The sequence below is a fragment of the Bacillus sp. 11B20 genome (assembly GCF_056098985.1).
The window spans coordinates 697,813-713,297 of sequence record NZ_JBLZWZ010000009.1; the positions used below are offsets into that span (position 1 = coordinate 697,813).

16 protein-coding genes are annotated in these 15,485 nt (G+C 44.3%); 4 read left to right on the forward strand and 12 right to left on the reverse strand.

Features of this window, described 5'->3' with window-relative positions:
- The first annotated feature begins 2 nt into the window (after positions 1 to 2).
- The 4 genes from bacB to ACN6NB_RS17855 are packed head-to-tail and all read left to right on the forward strand — an operon-like array spanning position 3 to position 4,116.
- Positions 3 to 710, forward strand: coding sequence for a 3-((4R)-4-hydroxycyclohexa-1,5-dien-1-yl)-2-oxopropanoate isomerase (bacB, locus tag ACN6NB_RS17840; protein ID WP_058838508.1), 708 nt, complete (start codon positions 3 to 5; stop codon positions 708 to 710).
- The gene (locus tag ACN6NB_RS17845; RefSeq protein ID WP_058838507.1) at positions 707 to 1,468 is read left to right on the forward strand and encodes a glucose 1-dehydrogenase; all 762 of its coding nucleotides are present in this window, start codon (positions 707 to 709) and stop codon (positions 1,466 to 1,468) included. The genes bacB and ACN6NB_RS17845 overlap by 4 nt, the downstream gene beginning before the upstream one ends.
- A 15-nt stretch (positions 1,469 to 1,483) precedes the next feature.
- Complete coding sequence (locus ACN6NB_RS17850; RefSeq protein WP_474253511.1) at positions 1,484 to 2,905, forward strand: ATP-grasp domain-containing protein; 1,422 nt, start codon at positions 1,484 to 1,486, stop codon at positions 2,903 to 2,905.
- Between the two features lie 17 nt (positions 2,906 to 2,922).
- Positions 2,923 to 4,116: an aminotransferase class I/II-fold pyridoxal phosphate-dependent enzyme gene (locus tag ACN6NB_RS17855; protein WP_474253512.1), complete on the forward strand. Its 1,194-nt coding sequence runs from the start codon at positions 2,923 to 2,925 to the stop codon at positions 4,114 to 4,116.
- 214 nt (positions 4,117 to 4,330) lie between these two features.
- Here the strand turns inward: ACN6NB_RS17855 and ACN6NB_RS17860 are convergent, their stop codons facing one another.
- The 12 genes from ACN6NB_RS17860 to ACN6NB_RS17915 all read right to left on the reverse strand — a co-directional run bounded on the left by ACN6NB_RS17860 (position 4,331) and on the right by ACN6NB_RS17915 (position 15,380).
- Positions 4,331 to 5,122: an SDR family oxidoreductase gene (locus tag ACN6NB_RS17860; RefSeq protein ID WP_474253513.1), complete on the reverse strand. Its 792-nt coding sequence runs from the start codon at positions 5,120 to 5,122 to the stop codon at positions 4,331 to 4,333.
- 104 nt (positions 5,123 to 5,226) lie between these two features.
- Positions 5,227 to 5,682, reverse strand: coding sequence for a dTDP-4-dehydrorhamnose 3,5-epimerase family protein (locus tag ACN6NB_RS17865; RefSeq protein ID WP_058838504.1), 456 nt, complete (start codon positions 5,680 to 5,682; stop codon positions 5,227 to 5,229).
- Complete coding sequence (gene rfbD / locus ACN6NB_RS17870) at positions 5,675 to 6,529, reverse strand: dTDP-4-dehydrorhamnose reductase (protein WP_041087734.1); 855 nt, start codon at positions 6,527 to 6,529, stop codon at positions 5,675 to 5,677. Before rfbD ends, ACN6NB_RS17865 begins: the two co-directional genes overlap by 8 nt.
- Positions 6,530 to 6,532: 3 nt before the next feature.
- Positions 6,533 to 7,498: a dTDP-glucose 4,6-dehydratase gene (gene rfbB, locus ACN6NB_RS17875; protein ID WP_474253514.1), complete on the reverse strand. Its 966-nt coding sequence runs from the start codon at positions 7,496 to 7,498 to the stop codon at positions 6,533 to 6,535.
- Entirely contained in the window at positions 7,495 to 8,235 is a 741-nt protein-coding gene (locus ACN6NB_RS17880; RefSeq protein ID WP_099663781.1) for a sugar phosphate nucleotidyltransferase, read from the reverse strand. The genes rfbB and ACN6NB_RS17880 overlap by 4 nt, the downstream gene beginning before the upstream one ends.
- Before the next feature lie 2 nt (positions 8,236 to 8,237).
- Entirely contained in the window at positions 8,238 to 9,266 is a 1,029-nt protein-coding gene (locus ACN6NB_RS17885) for a PseG/SpsG family protein (protein WP_144493938.1), read from the reverse strand.
- On the reverse strand, positions 9,263 to 10,003 hold the full coding sequence (locus ACN6NB_RS17890) for a cytidylyltransferase domain-containing protein (protein ID WP_212043555.1): 741 nt from the start codon (positions 10,001 to 10,003) through the stop codon (positions 9,263 to 9,265). The genes ACN6NB_RS17885 and ACN6NB_RS17890 overlap by 4 nt, the downstream gene beginning before the upstream one ends.
- Positions 9,993 to 11,117 carry an N-acetylneuraminate synthase family protein gene (locus ACN6NB_RS17895; protein ID WP_474253515.1) on the reverse strand — a complete coding sequence of 375 codons (1,125 nt, stop codon included), beginning with the start codon at positions 11,115 to 11,117 and terminating at the stop codon, positions 9,993 to 9,995. The genes ACN6NB_RS17890 and ACN6NB_RS17895 overlap by 11 nt, the downstream gene beginning before the upstream one ends.
- Before the next feature lies 1 nt (position 11,118).
- Entirely contained in the window at positions 11,119 to 11,994 is an 876-nt protein-coding gene (locus tag ACN6NB_RS17900; protein ID WP_474253516.1) for an N-acetyltransferase family protein, read from the reverse strand.
- On the reverse strand, positions 11,991 to 13,169 hold the full coding sequence (locus tag ACN6NB_RS17905; RefSeq protein ID WP_474253517.1) for a DegT/DnrJ/EryC1/StrS family aminotransferase: 1,179 nt from the start codon (positions 13,167 to 13,169) through the stop codon (positions 11,991 to 11,993). The genes ACN6NB_RS17900 and ACN6NB_RS17905 overlap by 4 nt, the downstream gene beginning before the upstream one ends.
- Before the next feature lie 21 nt (positions 13,170 to 13,190).
- Positions 13,191 to 14,603: a capsular polysaccharide export protein, LipB/KpsS family gene (locus ACN6NB_RS17910; RefSeq protein ID WP_474253518.1), complete on the reverse strand. Its 1,413-nt coding sequence runs from the start codon at positions 14,601 to 14,603 to the stop codon at positions 13,191 to 13,193.
- Between the two features lie 6 nt (positions 14,604 to 14,609).
- Positions 14,610 to 15,380: a glycosyltransferase family 2 protein gene (locus tag ACN6NB_RS17915; protein WP_186315098.1), complete on the reverse strand. Its 771-nt coding sequence runs from the start codon at positions 15,378 to 15,380 to the stop codon at positions 14,610 to 14,612.
- Positions 15,381 to 15,485: the final 105 nt, after the last annotated feature.

Below are 15,485 nucleotides of genomic sequence, written 5' to 3' on the forward strand. Positions count from 1 at the left end.
ACATGACAACTGAACAAAAGGTGCAAGAATTATATTTTCCTCAAGCGAAAAAACGAGAATGGGATAATGGTGTCATCCAATATTCTACTGTCAGAGGCGATACGGAAGTGTTAATTTCACACGTCCCTCCTCACACGATCATCGAACCTCACGAGCATCCAGAAGCACAAATCGGCATCGTATTAAAAGGCGAGCTTCAAATGACGGTCGGCCAATCGACCCAAGTGCTCACCCCATTAGAATCAGCCTATATTGCACCACCATTCGTTCCTCACGGCGCATCGAATTTGACAGATGAAGAAGTGATCGCCATTGATATTAAGAGATTAAAAGATGGCGAGGAATATACGGCTCCTCCTACTTATTTCTTAGACATTTTCAAAACGCGTGATTTGCTTCCTGGCATGGAAGTGACTTTTTTTGTTGAGGACTGGATGGAGCTTATGATTGCTAACATTCCGGGAAATGGCGGGGAAATGCCTTTTCATAAGCACCGTAATGAACAAATTGGGATTTGCATTAGCGGTGGATACGATATGACGATTGAAGGCTTTACAGAGAAGATGGAATTTGGCACGACCTACTTCTGTGATCCAAAAGAAGATCACGGCGCCATTAATCCAAAGCCAGAAGCATCAAAGTCTATTAATCTCTTCTTCCCTCCACGCTATAACCGCTTAAAGCCAAAAGCGTCTAAGGTGAAGAAATGAACATTGCCGGAAAAGTCGTCCTGATTACAGGAGGTGCGTCTGGGATTGGGCTTGCCGCCGTCAAGCTTTTCCTTGAACACGGAGCAAAAGTAGCTGTGGCTGATATCAATGAAGATAGCGGTAAACAACTTGTTGAATCATTGCCTCATGAACATGCTGCGTTTTTCAAAACAGATATTACAAATGAGGCTGACTGTCAAAAAACCGTTCAATCCGTGCTGAACCAATTCGGGACAATTGATGTGTTGATTAACAATGCAGGCATCGAAATTGTCTCACCTATTCACGAGATGACATTGGAGGATTGGAACCACATTCTACAGGTCAACCTGACGGGTGTATTTCTCATGAGTAAGCATACATTGCCGCATATGCTTGAGAAGAAAAGCGGAAGTATTATTAATACTGGATCTGTCGGAGGTCTCGTTGGCTGGCCTGACATTCCTGCATACAACGCAACAAAGGGCGGTGTCATCCAGCTCACCAAATCGATGGCGATTGACTATGCCGCTCATCAAATCAGGGTGAATTGTATCGCCCCAGGCATCATTGATACGCCATTAAATGAAAAATCCTTTTTAGACAATCATTCAGAAAGTCTTGAGGTTGTCAAAAAGGAAAAAGCAAAGGTGAATCCCTTGCTTCGTCTCGGAAAACCTGAAGAAATTGCGGGCGTGATGCTGTTTCTCGCCTCTGATCTATCCAGCTATATGACTGGAAGTGTTGTCACAGCAGATGGCGGATACACCGCTAGATAAAAAGGAGTGCTTTCATTGAGTAAAAAAACCGTACTTGTCATTGCTGACTTAGGAGGGTGCCCGCCCCATATGTTTTATGAAAGCGTGGCGGCACCTTATCATATCGTTTCTTATATCCCGAGACCCTTTGCCATTACAAAGGGACACGCTGAGCTAATAGAAAAATACTCCATTGCCGTCATCAAAGATCGCCATTATTTTGAGACACACCCTTCTTTTGAACACCCTGATTCTATTTACTGGGCACATGATGATTATTTGAAATCAGAGGAAGAGGTGGTGGATGACCTAGTCCGTGTGGCTTCCTTTTTCAAAGCTGATGCCATCACCACCAATAATGAATTATTCATTGCACCAATGGCAAAAGCCGCCGAACGGCTGGGGCTGCGCGGCGCTGGGGTAAAAGCAGCTGAAATGGCGCGTGATAAAAGCCAAATGAGAGCTGCATTCAACGCTGCTGGTGTCAAAGCGGTGAAAACTCAGCCTGTCACCACTTTAGCTGATTTCCAGCAAGCTATTGAACATATCGGGACACCGCTTATTTTAAAGCCTACATATTTAGCAAGCTCGATTGGCGTGACCCTTTTTCATGACAGAGCCGGCAGTGATGATCTCTTTTTAAACGTACAGTCCTATTTGCAAACCATTCCCGTCCCAAACGCTGTGACATATGAAGCACCATTTGTCGCTGAAACGTACTTAGAGGGGGCTTACGAGGATTGGTATCAAGAGGGTGGCTATTCTGATTATGTCAGTGTAGAAGGGTTCGTCGTGGAGGGAGAATATATCCCTTTTGTCATACATGACAAGACCCCTCAAATCGGTTTTACAGAAACGGCTCATATTACTCCCTCGATCCTAGACAATGAAGCACAGCAAATCATCATTGAGGCAGCTAAGAAGGCAAATGAAGGGCTGGGACTTGAAAACTGTGCGACCCATACAGAGATCAAGCTCATGAAAAATCGAGAAACAGGACTGATCGAATCCGCAGCTAGATTTGCTGGCTGGAATATGATTCCGAATATCAAAAAAGTGTTTGGTGTGGATATGGCCAAGCTGCTGATCGATGTATTAGTCGATGGAAAAAGAGCGAATCTGCCAAAAGAGCTGCTTTCTGGACATACGCATTATATAGCAGACTGCCATTTATACCCTCAGCATTTCAAAGAAAGCGGACACATACCGGCAGAGGCCACACATATCACCATTGATCATGTCCATATTCCGCAGGATGCTTTAGTTGGAGATACTGTGATCGTCAGTGAATCCGTCCCATCTAAAGGCACCTTTGTGGATCTCTCTTTATTTGAAGCCTTTAATGGCATCGTGTCGCTTGAATTAAAAGGGTCATCCTCACAGGATGTTGCCGCATCCATCCGCAACTTACAGAAGCAAGCTGCCATTCAGTTAATGGATGAATTAGTGAAGGGATAGAAAGAGAGGGTAATGTGGTGAAGATCTTACCATCTAACGTGATTGAACGGCTGCCAGAACAGAAATTTGGAACCGTCTTTGAGAAAATTGCACATAAAGCACAAAACGGGGCGAACATCATAAACCTTGGGCAGGGAAATCCTGATCTTCCGACTCCTGCACATATCGTAAGCGCGCTTCTAGAGGCAGCAGGCACTTTAGAGTTTCAGCAGTATGCACCTTTTAGAGGCTTCGACTTTTTCAAGCAAGCCATTGCAGATTTCTACAAAAAGGAGTTCGGCACTGAGATAGACCCACAGAAAGAAGTGGCCCTTTTCAATGGGGGGAAAACAGGCCTTTATGTCATGAGTCAGTGTCTGCTTGACCCAGGGGACATTGCCCTCGTCCCCGATCCAGGATACCCAGAATATCATTCTGGGATCTTGATGGCAGACGCAAAGCCCTACTGCATCAAACTTGAATCGAAAAATGGCTATTTGCCGAATCTCTCTTCAATTGATCCGGAGGTGCTCAAAAAGGCAAAGGTTCTTTTCTTAAATTATCCGAATAACCCAACAGGAGCTGTGGCAAATGATGCATTTTTTGAAGAGGCTGCTGATTTTGCATCGGCTCACGGACTACATGTCATTCATGATTTTGCCTATGGTTCATTTCATTATGAGCAAAAACCAGTAAGCTTTCTGAATGCTCCTCTTGGAAAAAGTGTAGGAGTAGAATTATATTCTCTATCCAAAACATTTAATATGGCAGGGTGGAGAGTCGCTTTTGCTGTAGGTAATGAGGACATCATCCAAGCCATTAACGCCTTCCAAGATCATGTGTTTGTTAGTATGTATGGCGGATTTCAACAAGCCGCAACCGTCGCCTTGCAAAGTGATGACCGTCACATTCAATCATTAAAAGAGGTCTACCTTGAACGAATTCACTTCTTCATCCGTCAGGCAGAAAAGCAGCTAGGATGGTCCATCGAACGTCCAGCTGGCGCCTTTTATTTATGGGCTCCAATCCCTGATGAGTTTGAACATTCTCATGCATTTGCAGACTATTTACTCGAACATACCGATGTCGTTGTCACGCCCGGGGGGGTGTTTGGAGCACATGGAAAACGTCATGTCCGCATCTCAATGGTTGCTCCAATTGAACAGCTTGCCCTGTTTATCGACCGGCTTCGCATCCTTCCGATTCGCTTTAATCAAAAAACCCGCATCTAGCGGGTTTTTTTGACAAATGGCTAAAATGGGTCTTGATTTTAGCCATTTGTCTTCTTTTCAGCGTGATAGAAAACCTTTGCAGCCCTAGGAAGGACGAGTATCGGAGCGGAGCGAATTTGACATTCGTGAGCACCGGCACGCAGACCTGACACCGAATGCGAGGGTTTGTCTACACGCTGGATCAAAAAACCCGCATCTAGCGGGTTTTTTGATGCTATATACTTTTCATCGCTCCACCATCGACAGATATTTGTTGTCCTGTAAGATAGGAGGCTTCCTCTGATGCGATAAAAGCGGCCAATGAAGCCATTTCACTCGCTGAGCCCACTCGTTGCATTGGAATTCCTGACGCTACAGCCTGTACAGCTTCTTCCCGCGATAATGCCTGTTTACGCATCATGTTTCCGATAAATTGTTCATACCGATCTGTAGCAATAAATCCCGGGTTTAAACAATTCACTGTGATCCCTGAAGGTGCAAGCTGTGTGGCAGCATTTTTACTAGCATTGATAATCGCTGCATTCATCATGCTGTTCGTAAACATTTGGTCACCAGGTTCCTTCCATAGGTTCCCGACAATTTGAATGATCCGGCCATATTCATGTCGTTTCATCATCGCTACTGCACGCTTCATCGTATCAATGTACGCAATGGCTTTTTGAGAAAATGCTGCCATCATCTGCTCGCTCTCACACGAATCAAAGGTATCTGGCTTTCCCCCCGGAATGTTATTAATCAACACATCCAGTCTGCCAAACTCTTTTTCTATTTCCTCAAAAGCCTCAGCCCTCACCCCTTCATCTGACATGTCGCCACAGAAAAGAGCCACCGGCTCCTTTGTTTCTGCCATACGCCCAATGTCCTGCTGCGCTTCTTCTAGTGAGGATTGATTTCTAGAATTGATGATGATCTTTACATTGTCTTGAGCGGCAAGCTTAATGGCGATGGCCTTTCCAATCCCTGTACTTGCTCCTGTTACAAATGCAATTCTTTTAGACAAACTCATCCACATCCCTTTTCTTATCAGCTTCGTACATATACATAAAATGACACATATAGAATGTATTTCAACAAAAAAAGACCTTTCTCCTGCGAAAGGCCCCTCGTTCTCTATTTAAATGTCGTTTCCCAATCAAACCCGATCATTTCGTCATTCCAGGCGATTCGCTTTTCATCTGGGTTTTTCGGGTCATACGATTCTGTTGTGAAATACACAATTTGCAGTGGCGTCTCACCTAATACACGGTAGCCATGCGCGACACCCTTTGGGATAAGAAGCAGCATCGGATTGTCTTCCCCCATATAATACACATCGGTTTGCCCCTTTGTGGGAGAGTCCTCACGCAAATCATATAACACGACCTGTGCATGACCTGCGGGGAAGAACCAAACGTCGTCTTGTTTTTCATGATAATGAAAGGCTTTGATCACGCCTGGAAAGCTTTTCGACCATGACGCCTGACCAAAGCGTTTCAGCATCGGTTCATCATCTCGAATGAGCTCTGCAAAAAAGCCGCGGTCATCACAATGTTTCATGAGTTTTTTCGTTTGAACACCATCAATCATGCTGATGCCATCTCCCTTCTTTCTGCAAGTATTCGTGAAGTGCATCCTTCCAATGCCTCGGCTGCCAGCCTGTGGCTTCAATCGCTTGAAGATCTAAGACAGAATAGGCCGGGCGTGGCGTTTGGAAGCCATACTCTTCCGTGGAAATCGGCTCAATTGTGGCGGACAAGCCGCTTTTCATCACAATTTCTGACGCAAAATCAAACCAGGAACAGCTTTCTCGGTTACTGACATGGTACACGCCTGCCTTCTGATCAAACAAATGAATCAGAGCCTCGGCTACATCCTTTGTATAAGTAGGAGACCCTATCTGATCGTTCACAATGCGTAAATGATCCTTCGTTTCAGCAAGCCGAAGAATGGTATTCACAAAATTATGCCCCTCATGTCCGTAAAGCCACGAGGTACGAATGATTTTCACTTCGTCTGATACAAGCTGAATCAATTCCTCACCAAGCTTTTTACTCTTTCCATAAATGGTTTGAGGATCTGCTTGTGCATCGACTTGGTAAGGGGTGTCCGCCTGCCCGTCAAACACATAATCTGTACTGACATGTAACACATCAGCCCCTGCGCGCTTTGCTTCTAATGCTGTATAGTAGGCGCCAATGCCATTCACAAGATACGCCTTTTCGGTTTCTGTTTCACATTGATCAACAGATGTATAGGCTGCTGCACTGACAACAATATCAGGCTGATAGTGTCTCATCGCATGTCTGACTGCTTGCTGGTCTGCGATATTGAGCATGTTCCTCGTTAAGGCAATGACGGTCATGTCTTTTTCCTTGAGCTGCCTGCTCAATTCTTTCCCCAATTGGCCGCCTGCACCGGTGATTAAAACTTTCATCCGTCACCCTTCTTCGCTCTGATCGTATTTGGCTCGATACCAATTGATCGTTTTTTCGATACCTTCTTCAAATGACGTCTCCTGCGTCCAGCCGAGCTCGCCTTTTAGCTTGCTGGCATCAATGGCATACCGTCTGTCATGTCCTTTTCGGTCTTGAATAAACGCAATTTGATCATGACTAATCCCGAGCTGCGATAAAATCGTTTTGGTCAAATCGAGATTTGTTTTCTCATTGCCGCCGCCAATATTGTATACCTGCCCCGCTGTGCCATTTTCGAGCACCTGCTTCACAGCTCTCGCATGGTCCTCTACATACAGCCAATCGCGAATTTGCTGACCGTCTCCATAAATCGGGATGTTCTCTCCATTGACTGCTTTTCTAATAATGGTCGGGATTAATTTTTCCTCATGCTGATACGGTCCGTAATTGTTGCTGCATCGTGTAATCATCGCGGGTAATTGGTGAGTGTGGATATAGGATTTCACAAGCAGGTCTGAACTCGCCTTGCTTGCTGAATAAGGATTATTCGGTGAAAGTGGTGTTTGTTCTGTGAAAGCAGGATCATCTGGCTCCAAATCTCCATATACTTCGTCTGTTGAAATATAAATGAGCTTTTTCGCCTTTCCTTTTAAGACCGCTTCAAGCATACGATACGTTCCGAGGACATTTGTTTGAATAAAAGGCTCTGCTGATTCAATGCTGCGATCAACATGCGATTCTGCCGCAAAATGAATGATGGCATCATAGACTTCGTCAAATGCTTGATCCAGCTCATGCTGAAGGGTGATATCCCCTTGAATAAAACGAAAATGAGACAACTTTAATAATTCATCCATCTCCTCTGGATGGCTGGCATAAGTTAATTTATCAAAAACGGTGAGCCGGACATCTGTATCCTGAAGCAGCAGCTTCACAAAATTCAGTCCGATAAAACCCGCTCCGCCTGTAATTAAATAAGACTTCGTCATTCGGATCCCTCTTTTTTCTTCATCGTTTCAAACATTTTCGCAGATGCTTGGTGGAGAGATTCATGTGTTCCTGCATCAATCCACCACCCTTTTAACATATCATAGGTCAGCTGGCTATTTGAGATATACAGATTGTTCACATCTGTAATCTCTAATTCGCCTCGATCTGACGGTGAGATTCTCTCAATATATTGAAAGACTTCCTGGTCATAAAAATAGATGCCCGTGACGCAGTAAGATGAGCGCGGATACTCCGGCTTTTCCTCTATTGATAAAATCCGTTGGCGCGAGGCATCAATTTCTGCAATGCCAAACCGCTTTGGATCTGCCACTTCTTTCAACAAAACCTTGGCTCCTCTTTCTTGCTGTTGAAAGGCTTCAACAAAAGGGTTTAGTGAATCCTCAAATACATTATCACCAAGCATCAGCACAAACTTCTCCCCTTCTACAAAGGGCTTTGCATAGGATAAACCGTCTGATATTCCAGACGCTTCAGGCTGTACCTGATATACGATGTTCATTCCCAGTTCCTGATCGCTTTCAAGCAGCTTTTGAAACAGCGGGATTTGTTCTTCTTGTGATATGACCATCACATCTAAAATCCCTGCTTCCTTCAATTTGAACAATGACCAATAAATCATTGGATATGGACCAACCGGCAATAAATGTTTATTGAAAATCTTCGTTAAAGGCGCCAGTCGTGATCCCTTTCCTCCTGCTAAAATAACTCCCTTCACATCTACACATCCTTATGTTCTTTTTGGTAATGATTCATGAGGTGTATAAGAATGTTTTTCACTCGTTCAGTTCCTTTTCCATCTATGAGTGTCCGTCCATTGAGATGAATGCTTCTGCGGAGAAAATAGCTGCCGGACAGTCTTTCCACAGCACGCCGAATATCTTTTTCATCCACAAGTTCACCTAATCCAAGATGGTGACAGGCTCCCTTTTGCGCAAAACGAGCGGCTGTCACTGCTTGGTGGTCTACTTGTGAAAGGACAATGCTGGGCACTCCGATACAAACTGCCTCGTATAACGTCATCCCGCCAGCCACTATTGCCAGATCGGCTTCCGAGAGACGCGCAAGTAATTGATCTGTATGACGAATGAATTGTATATGCTCAGCCTCTATTTGTTCTTCAATGCGGGAGGCTTTTCCTGTAACCGCTAAAATGTGTAGGTGGTCAGCTTCGAGAAGTGCTGATACAGCCTTTGATAACAATCCACGCGGGTCACTGCCCCCAAGGCTGATGACCACCTTTTTGCATTCTTTTCGAACCTCATATGTGTCTTTTAACCGACTTATCTCTTGATCTAACAATAAATAAGGTGTTCCATCAAAATATGCTGTCCCATCTACTTGCATGTGATTTTCGTCCAGACCGCCATAAATGCCGTTCACGACAGCATCGGCAAGCTGACACGCTTCTGCTCTATTTTCTTCGAATAAAACCAGCCTTGCAGAGCCGGAGCACGCTTTGATCAATCGAAGAAATTGGAGGTCACATTCAAGTACATCAATCAGCAAAAGATCAGGATTCAGCTCTTTTATATCCTTTTCCATCTGAAGGAATGCCTTCGACTCCTGCACTAAATGAACGTGCCAATTTGGACCTGAGAGCATTTCTACACAGATCTGTTCATTTGTATAGAAATATAAGTCGTTTCCTTCTTGAAGCAGTTGATTTGCCAGCCGTTTCATTCTGACAACATGCCCCATTCCTCTTAAAAACCCGCCATACACAACAATCATGATTTTCTTGTTCATTCAGCATCCTTCTGTTTCACAAATTGATTCAATCGAACAATATCGGGATCTTGTTCGCAAATGGTGATGAGTTCAGCCGTAGGTACATCAATGGAGCCGCCAGCTTTCTCTAGTAAACGGGTCGCAAACTCATAATCTTCTTCTGTATCAATCGTGAATCGATAAGCAGAATATGCAAGTTCTTTGGGCGGTGTGAATAATTGCAGATGAAATTGCTCAGGATGCTTTCTGATATAGAGCGTGACATGCTCACGCTCTGGCTGCGTAAGGGGAAAATTGTCGATTTTACTTAAAATCTGTGCGTCGATCATTTCCCCGGAAATACCGAGTGGTGTGCCAGTCGTATACGTGTAATCAGCCTTCTCTTGTCTATGTTTTTCAAGCATTTTCGACAAAAGGGCCGGATCTATAAATGGGTTATCTCCTGTTAAACGCACAATGATTTGCGGTTCAAAATGACGGACAATCTGCGCAAATCGCTGCAATACATCTGTCTCACTGCCACGAAATACTTTATATCCCTTTGAGAGACAATAATGAGCCAGCAGATCATCTTCTGCCTCAACTGTTGTGGCAATCATGAGGTTCTGCGTTTTGTGATTGTAATGATCTGATTGCTTTACCCGTTCAACAATCAGGTCGATCAGCGCCATACCGCCGATCGGTTTCATCACCTTTTTTGGCAGCCTTGTTGAGCCCATTCTCGCCTGTATGACAAAGAGCACATCATTGATCATTTGGCGTCTCCTGCATGAGTACATCTTTCCACGAAACCCCTGTATGGGCTGGGATATCTCTGACAGCCTTTGCGCCAAGTAAAATCGCCATATAACGCGGATGCAGACCTTGGCTTTTTTGTCCTGGACGTAACACGGCTAGATTTTCTGTGGTTAATGTCTCGCCCTTCGCAATGCCTTTTGTCGTAAAAATGCCTCGATACGCAAATTCACGAATCTTGCCTTCAATAGCTGTTGTCGTTTTATAAGAACTGCCAAGGAGCTCTTCTGGCACTGAATGAGTGTCAGCTTCTTTTAGATGCCGCTGCTTTTCTACCGCTCGAATATGCTGAACCATTTCCTTCAATTCATCAGGATCAAGAGCAAAGGAATGATCCGCCCCAGGTAACGTTTTATCTACTGTAAAATGCTTTTCAATAATTGCTGCCCCAAGCTTCACAGCGGCCACTGGCGCTTCAGTCGGATGCTCACTATGATCAGAAAAGCCAATAACTGCATCGGGAAATGCCGCAGCTAATGTTTGAAGCACTCGCAGATTCGTGTAAGCTCTAGGTGCTGGATACTTTGCTATGCAATGCATGATAGCGACCTGCTGATTTTGTTCGCTTGTAATCGCCTCATATGCTTCATGGACATCTGAAATGGTTGCCCCAGCTGTTGAGAAAATAATGGGCTTTTGAAAAGATGCCGTGTGACGCATAAGCGGCAAATGATTGATTTCATAGGATGCCAGTTTGAAAGCCGGCGGATCAGTCTGATTCAATAGATCCGCAGATTCTTCGTCACACACTGTGCTTAAAAAAATCAGCCCTTTTTCCGCGCAGCGTGACAATAACACCGGAAGCCATTCTGGCGGCAGCTCCATTTGTTCTACTAAAGAAAAAATGGACACCTCTTCTCCCTTGGCTGTTTCATACAAACCCGGTTCCTTTTGATACATCCGACCAGCTTGAAACATTTGAAACTTCACCGCATCGGCACCTGCTTCTTTTGCCACATCAATTAAAGCAAGTGCCTGATCCAGCTTTCCATCATGGTTAATGCCTGCCTCTGCAATGATAAAGACAGGCGCACCATCCCCCACTTTGCGATCTCCGATATAGAAATGCGCCATCTTACCTCTCTCCTTTTTTCGGCCACACATGGTAATACAAGAAGGCATTTTTTGTTCTAAAGCCCAGCTTTTCGTACAGCTGAATCGCGGTTGTGTTATGCATCTGAGTTCCGGCAGACATAAACCGGTGCCCTCTCTCATACGAGGCTTTTATCATCGCCGTAACCAGCTTTTTTCCGATCCCTTTTCCTTGTGCATCTGGTCTAATGGACAATAAATCAAGGATCAGTTCATCGCCCTTTGTTACACCTTGAATCAATCCAATGACTTCACCGTTCACCTTTGCCGCGAGATTGATATCTGCACGTCCGAGCAAATTATTTCTCATCCATTCCTGAAAAAAATGCTGGACGACATTCTGATCTAGAAAAGGATCAAGTGCATACCGGCTTTTCCCAAAAGCTTGATGAGCAAGTGACACCGCCTCATCGTATTCCTTTTCATCTGGCAGACTGATGACCACATCTTCACCTGTTGATGGCATTTCCATTTGAACAGGCGGCGCCTCAAGACGAGTGAGCCCGCCTACATAGTACACATGTGACAGCCTTTGGACGATGCGGTTTTTTTCAAGATCAGACGCTTCAAGACGTAAAAAGAAAAAATCGCATTTTTCTGTTCTCATCCAATTGATGAAACGCTCCATCAATTCTTGAAAAGCTGACGCTGACTCCGCTTCTATAAACTTCACATGAAAAATATGCTTATCAAAAATGCCACTTTCCCATTTTGACCATTCATATAACAGGACCGCTTTGAGCTGGGCGCCATTAACAAGAGCAAACTGCTTGAAGGCGTTCATTTGTTCCGCTTGTTGGCCGTATTTCTCCAGCCAAGCCGCCAGCACCTGATCATCGATGGAATGAACGACCTTCATGATGATGCCTTCTGTTCTTTTAAAATAGACAACACCGCTGTGATAACATCCTGCACATCTTCATCTGTCATACTTGGATAGAGCGGCAGTGAGAGCGTCTGCTTGTAGTATGCGAGTGACTCAGGGAAATCCTCTGGTGAATAGTGATACGTTTGTTGATAGTATGGGTGCAAGTGAACAGGGATAAAGTGAACACTCGTGCCGATTTTATATTCCTTTTGCAGCTGATCAATCAGTTCATCACGCGTGATGAATGCTTCTTTTGGATTCACTTGCAGTACATACAAATGCCATGCATGTCTTCCTTCTTGATGCACAGGCGGCAGGATCAGGCCCGCTTCTTTTTGAAAAGCCTGATTGTATTCTTTTGCAATCTGTTCTCTCCGTGCCTGCATGTCATCTAGTCGGCTTAGCTGAACAAGCCCTAACGATGCCTGCACGTCAAACATATTCATTTTATAACCAGGTTCCTCGACCTCGTAATACCACGTTCCTTTTTCTCCATAACGATTCCACGCTCCCTTGCTCATCCCATGGAGCGCTAGTCGTCTAATTCGAGCCGCAAGCGCATCATCATTTGTTGTCAGCATGCCGCCTTCACCAGTCGCTAGGTTTTTCGTTGCATAAAAGCTAAAAGCGGTCGCATCCCCAATCGATCCAACGGGCTGACCATGGTATGTTGTGTAAAGAGCATGGGCAGCATCTTCAAGTACAAATAGATCATACTTTTTGGCAATCGCTAAAATCCGGTCCATATCGCACGATTGACCAGCAAAGTGAACAGGAACAATTGCTTTTGTATGTGGTGTTACGGCCGCTTCTATTTTTTCTGCATCCAGATTGAGTGTTGCTGGATCAATATCGACAAATACAGGCGCTGCTCCCGTATGGATGATTGTATTTGCTGTTGCGCAGAATGTCAGAGGTGTTGTAATCACCTCATCCCCAGCCCCAATCCCTCTTGACTTTAACGCTAAAAATAAAGCAGCCGTACATGAATTGACTGCGATCGCATGTTTTGCACCGGTCAGCTGCTGAAATTCTTCTTCAAACTGTCTTACTTTTGGTCCAGTTGACAGCCAGCCGGACTTTAATGTTCCGATGACTTCATCGATTTCTTCCTGTTCAATGAAAGGCAGAGCATAAGGAAGAAATTGTGCTCTCTTTTTTCCCATATCGCTTGCACACCCCTATCTTCATCTCTGAAAATCCACACCAGTTTTTGTTTTGAGCAGAGAAAGCAGAACATCGGTAGATCGCGCATGCGGATAGTGTTGTTTAATGAACTGAGCTCCTTGCTGCTTTGCCAGCTTCATCTCTTGTTCATCCGACAAAATACGAATGGCTTTCTCAGCTAGTTCAACAGGGTTTTCCATATGATAGCTGCCAAGCGACTCGTAATATGGGTATCTTCTGCCTTCTGTCATTTTCCCGATCAGCACACTCTTTTCAAAAAGCATGGCTTCAAGACCAACTGTTGATGTGAGCGTAATCACGATATCCACATATGGCAGCAGGTCATACAGGTCAATTTCTTTTTTAATCAATTTCACATGATTTCCCGCTCGTTCAATAGACACATAGTCGTTTAATCGATTTCGAGCAATTTCCCAAGGATGCGGCTTCATGATCAGCTGAATGTCTTTCCGTTTGGCAATCTTTTTAAGAACATCACCATAGAAGGCTTCAGAAAACGGCTGCGTTGCCACAAGCACGGTCTTTTTAGCCGGACTGAAGTTCAATTTACGAAAAATGAGATCCTGTTGAAGCGGTGTTCGCTCCTTCACCAAATCAAACCTCGGATGACCTGTGATTTCCACCTGTTCCGGCTGACAGCCTTTGTCTACATACCAGTCCTTTTCATACTTTCCAAACACCCCATGACAAGTCGTGAAAATCGGTAAAAAGGCTTCGTCTCCCATAAGCGCGCCGTGCTGAAGACAGATACTCGTCAGCTGGCGTTTCACTGTTTGCAAAGCGAGTACACGGCTGTAAGCATCCTCCGTCGTTCCAACAATAACAGCTGCAATCGGCTGCATTTGAAACAGCACTTCTATCTGGTCAATGACATCAATAAATTGCACAATATCCTTCCGCAATTTTTCTCTAAAAAAGACATTGCCAAAGACAGGGTGGTGAGCGTAAGGTTTAAGGAGAGCATTTGCTTTTTCAATATATTCAGCGTGGGCTTCTTTATTAACCTCTCCGGTTAATTCCGGCTTACTGATAACAGGTAATCCGAAATAATCTGCCTTCTTCCAGCGAGCAAGCACCACCGTTTGGTTTGGATGGAACCGCTTGTAATTTTGTTCAGTAAAACGCAGGTGTTCAAAGTGAAGCAATACCTTTCCATTCGCCGGACGATAAGCGATACGCTTGATCTGCTGCTTATGCTGATCAAAAAATGGCTGAATCTCTTTCGGTAATGGACAATCGGTTGTCAGTTCTTGACCAAATGCTTCATCTTCCATGCGTTCCCTCACTTCAGGACTGATATATTGATAGAAATTGCTGATCAACCCAAGAGGAATTTCCTTGTAGGACAAATCTTTCATCAGATTCACATACTCAAAGTACACCTGCCAATAATGATGAATATAGTGCGACATTTCAGGTCACCTCCCATATTTTTGTTTTAATATGCTGCGGAGATCCCAGCAGGTAGACTGCTCGGGAAGTGCTTGAATAAAGGCACTTTTCTCTTCTGCTGCCAGCTGATAATGAATCGACTGTTCTGTGATGTAATTTGTATCTAATATTTCATCAAAGGGATAAAACGGATAAAAATGATTTAATCGAAAAAAGAAGCGGGCATCCCCTATTCGATAAAAATGCGGACTCTCGTCCCAGCAGGACCCAAATTCATCATGAATTTTTGATAAGATGGATGCACGATGCACGACAGAGCAATGATCTATAGCGCAGGGAGCATTCCATTGCACTGTTTGCGCCGGCCGAATCATTTCCTTCACTGGCTCTTTTTTGCTATTTAAATAGATAACTTTAGAACTAGAATAGACAATATCTTCATCTGGATGGGCATCTAGATAATGAGTGAGCTTCTCTAAACGGTCCGGGGCGTAGACATTGTCATCAGTGGCATAGGAAATATACTCACCCTTTGCCAGTTCTAATGCTTGATTAATCAGCACGGCGTAGCGAGTTTTCGCTGTTCTCTCTTCCAATGTTTTGACACCGCTTTGGATAAAGTGAACGCGGGGATCTTTGCGAAACGGTTCAATAGCAGCAAGGGTTTTTTCGTTTGATCCATCATCCATGATAAAAAGTTCAAAGTCTGACAGCGTCTGCTGCAGGACCGCTTCAATCGATCTGCCGACGTAAGCCGCCTTGTTGTAGCTCGTCATAATGACAGTTACTTTTGTCAAAATTATCACCTCGGTCTCTTTCAAACTATGTTTATCATATGTGTCTCCTCTTAAAGAGACTGTAGAGTGACCTATTTTTTATAAAATTGTATTTTTTTATTGATC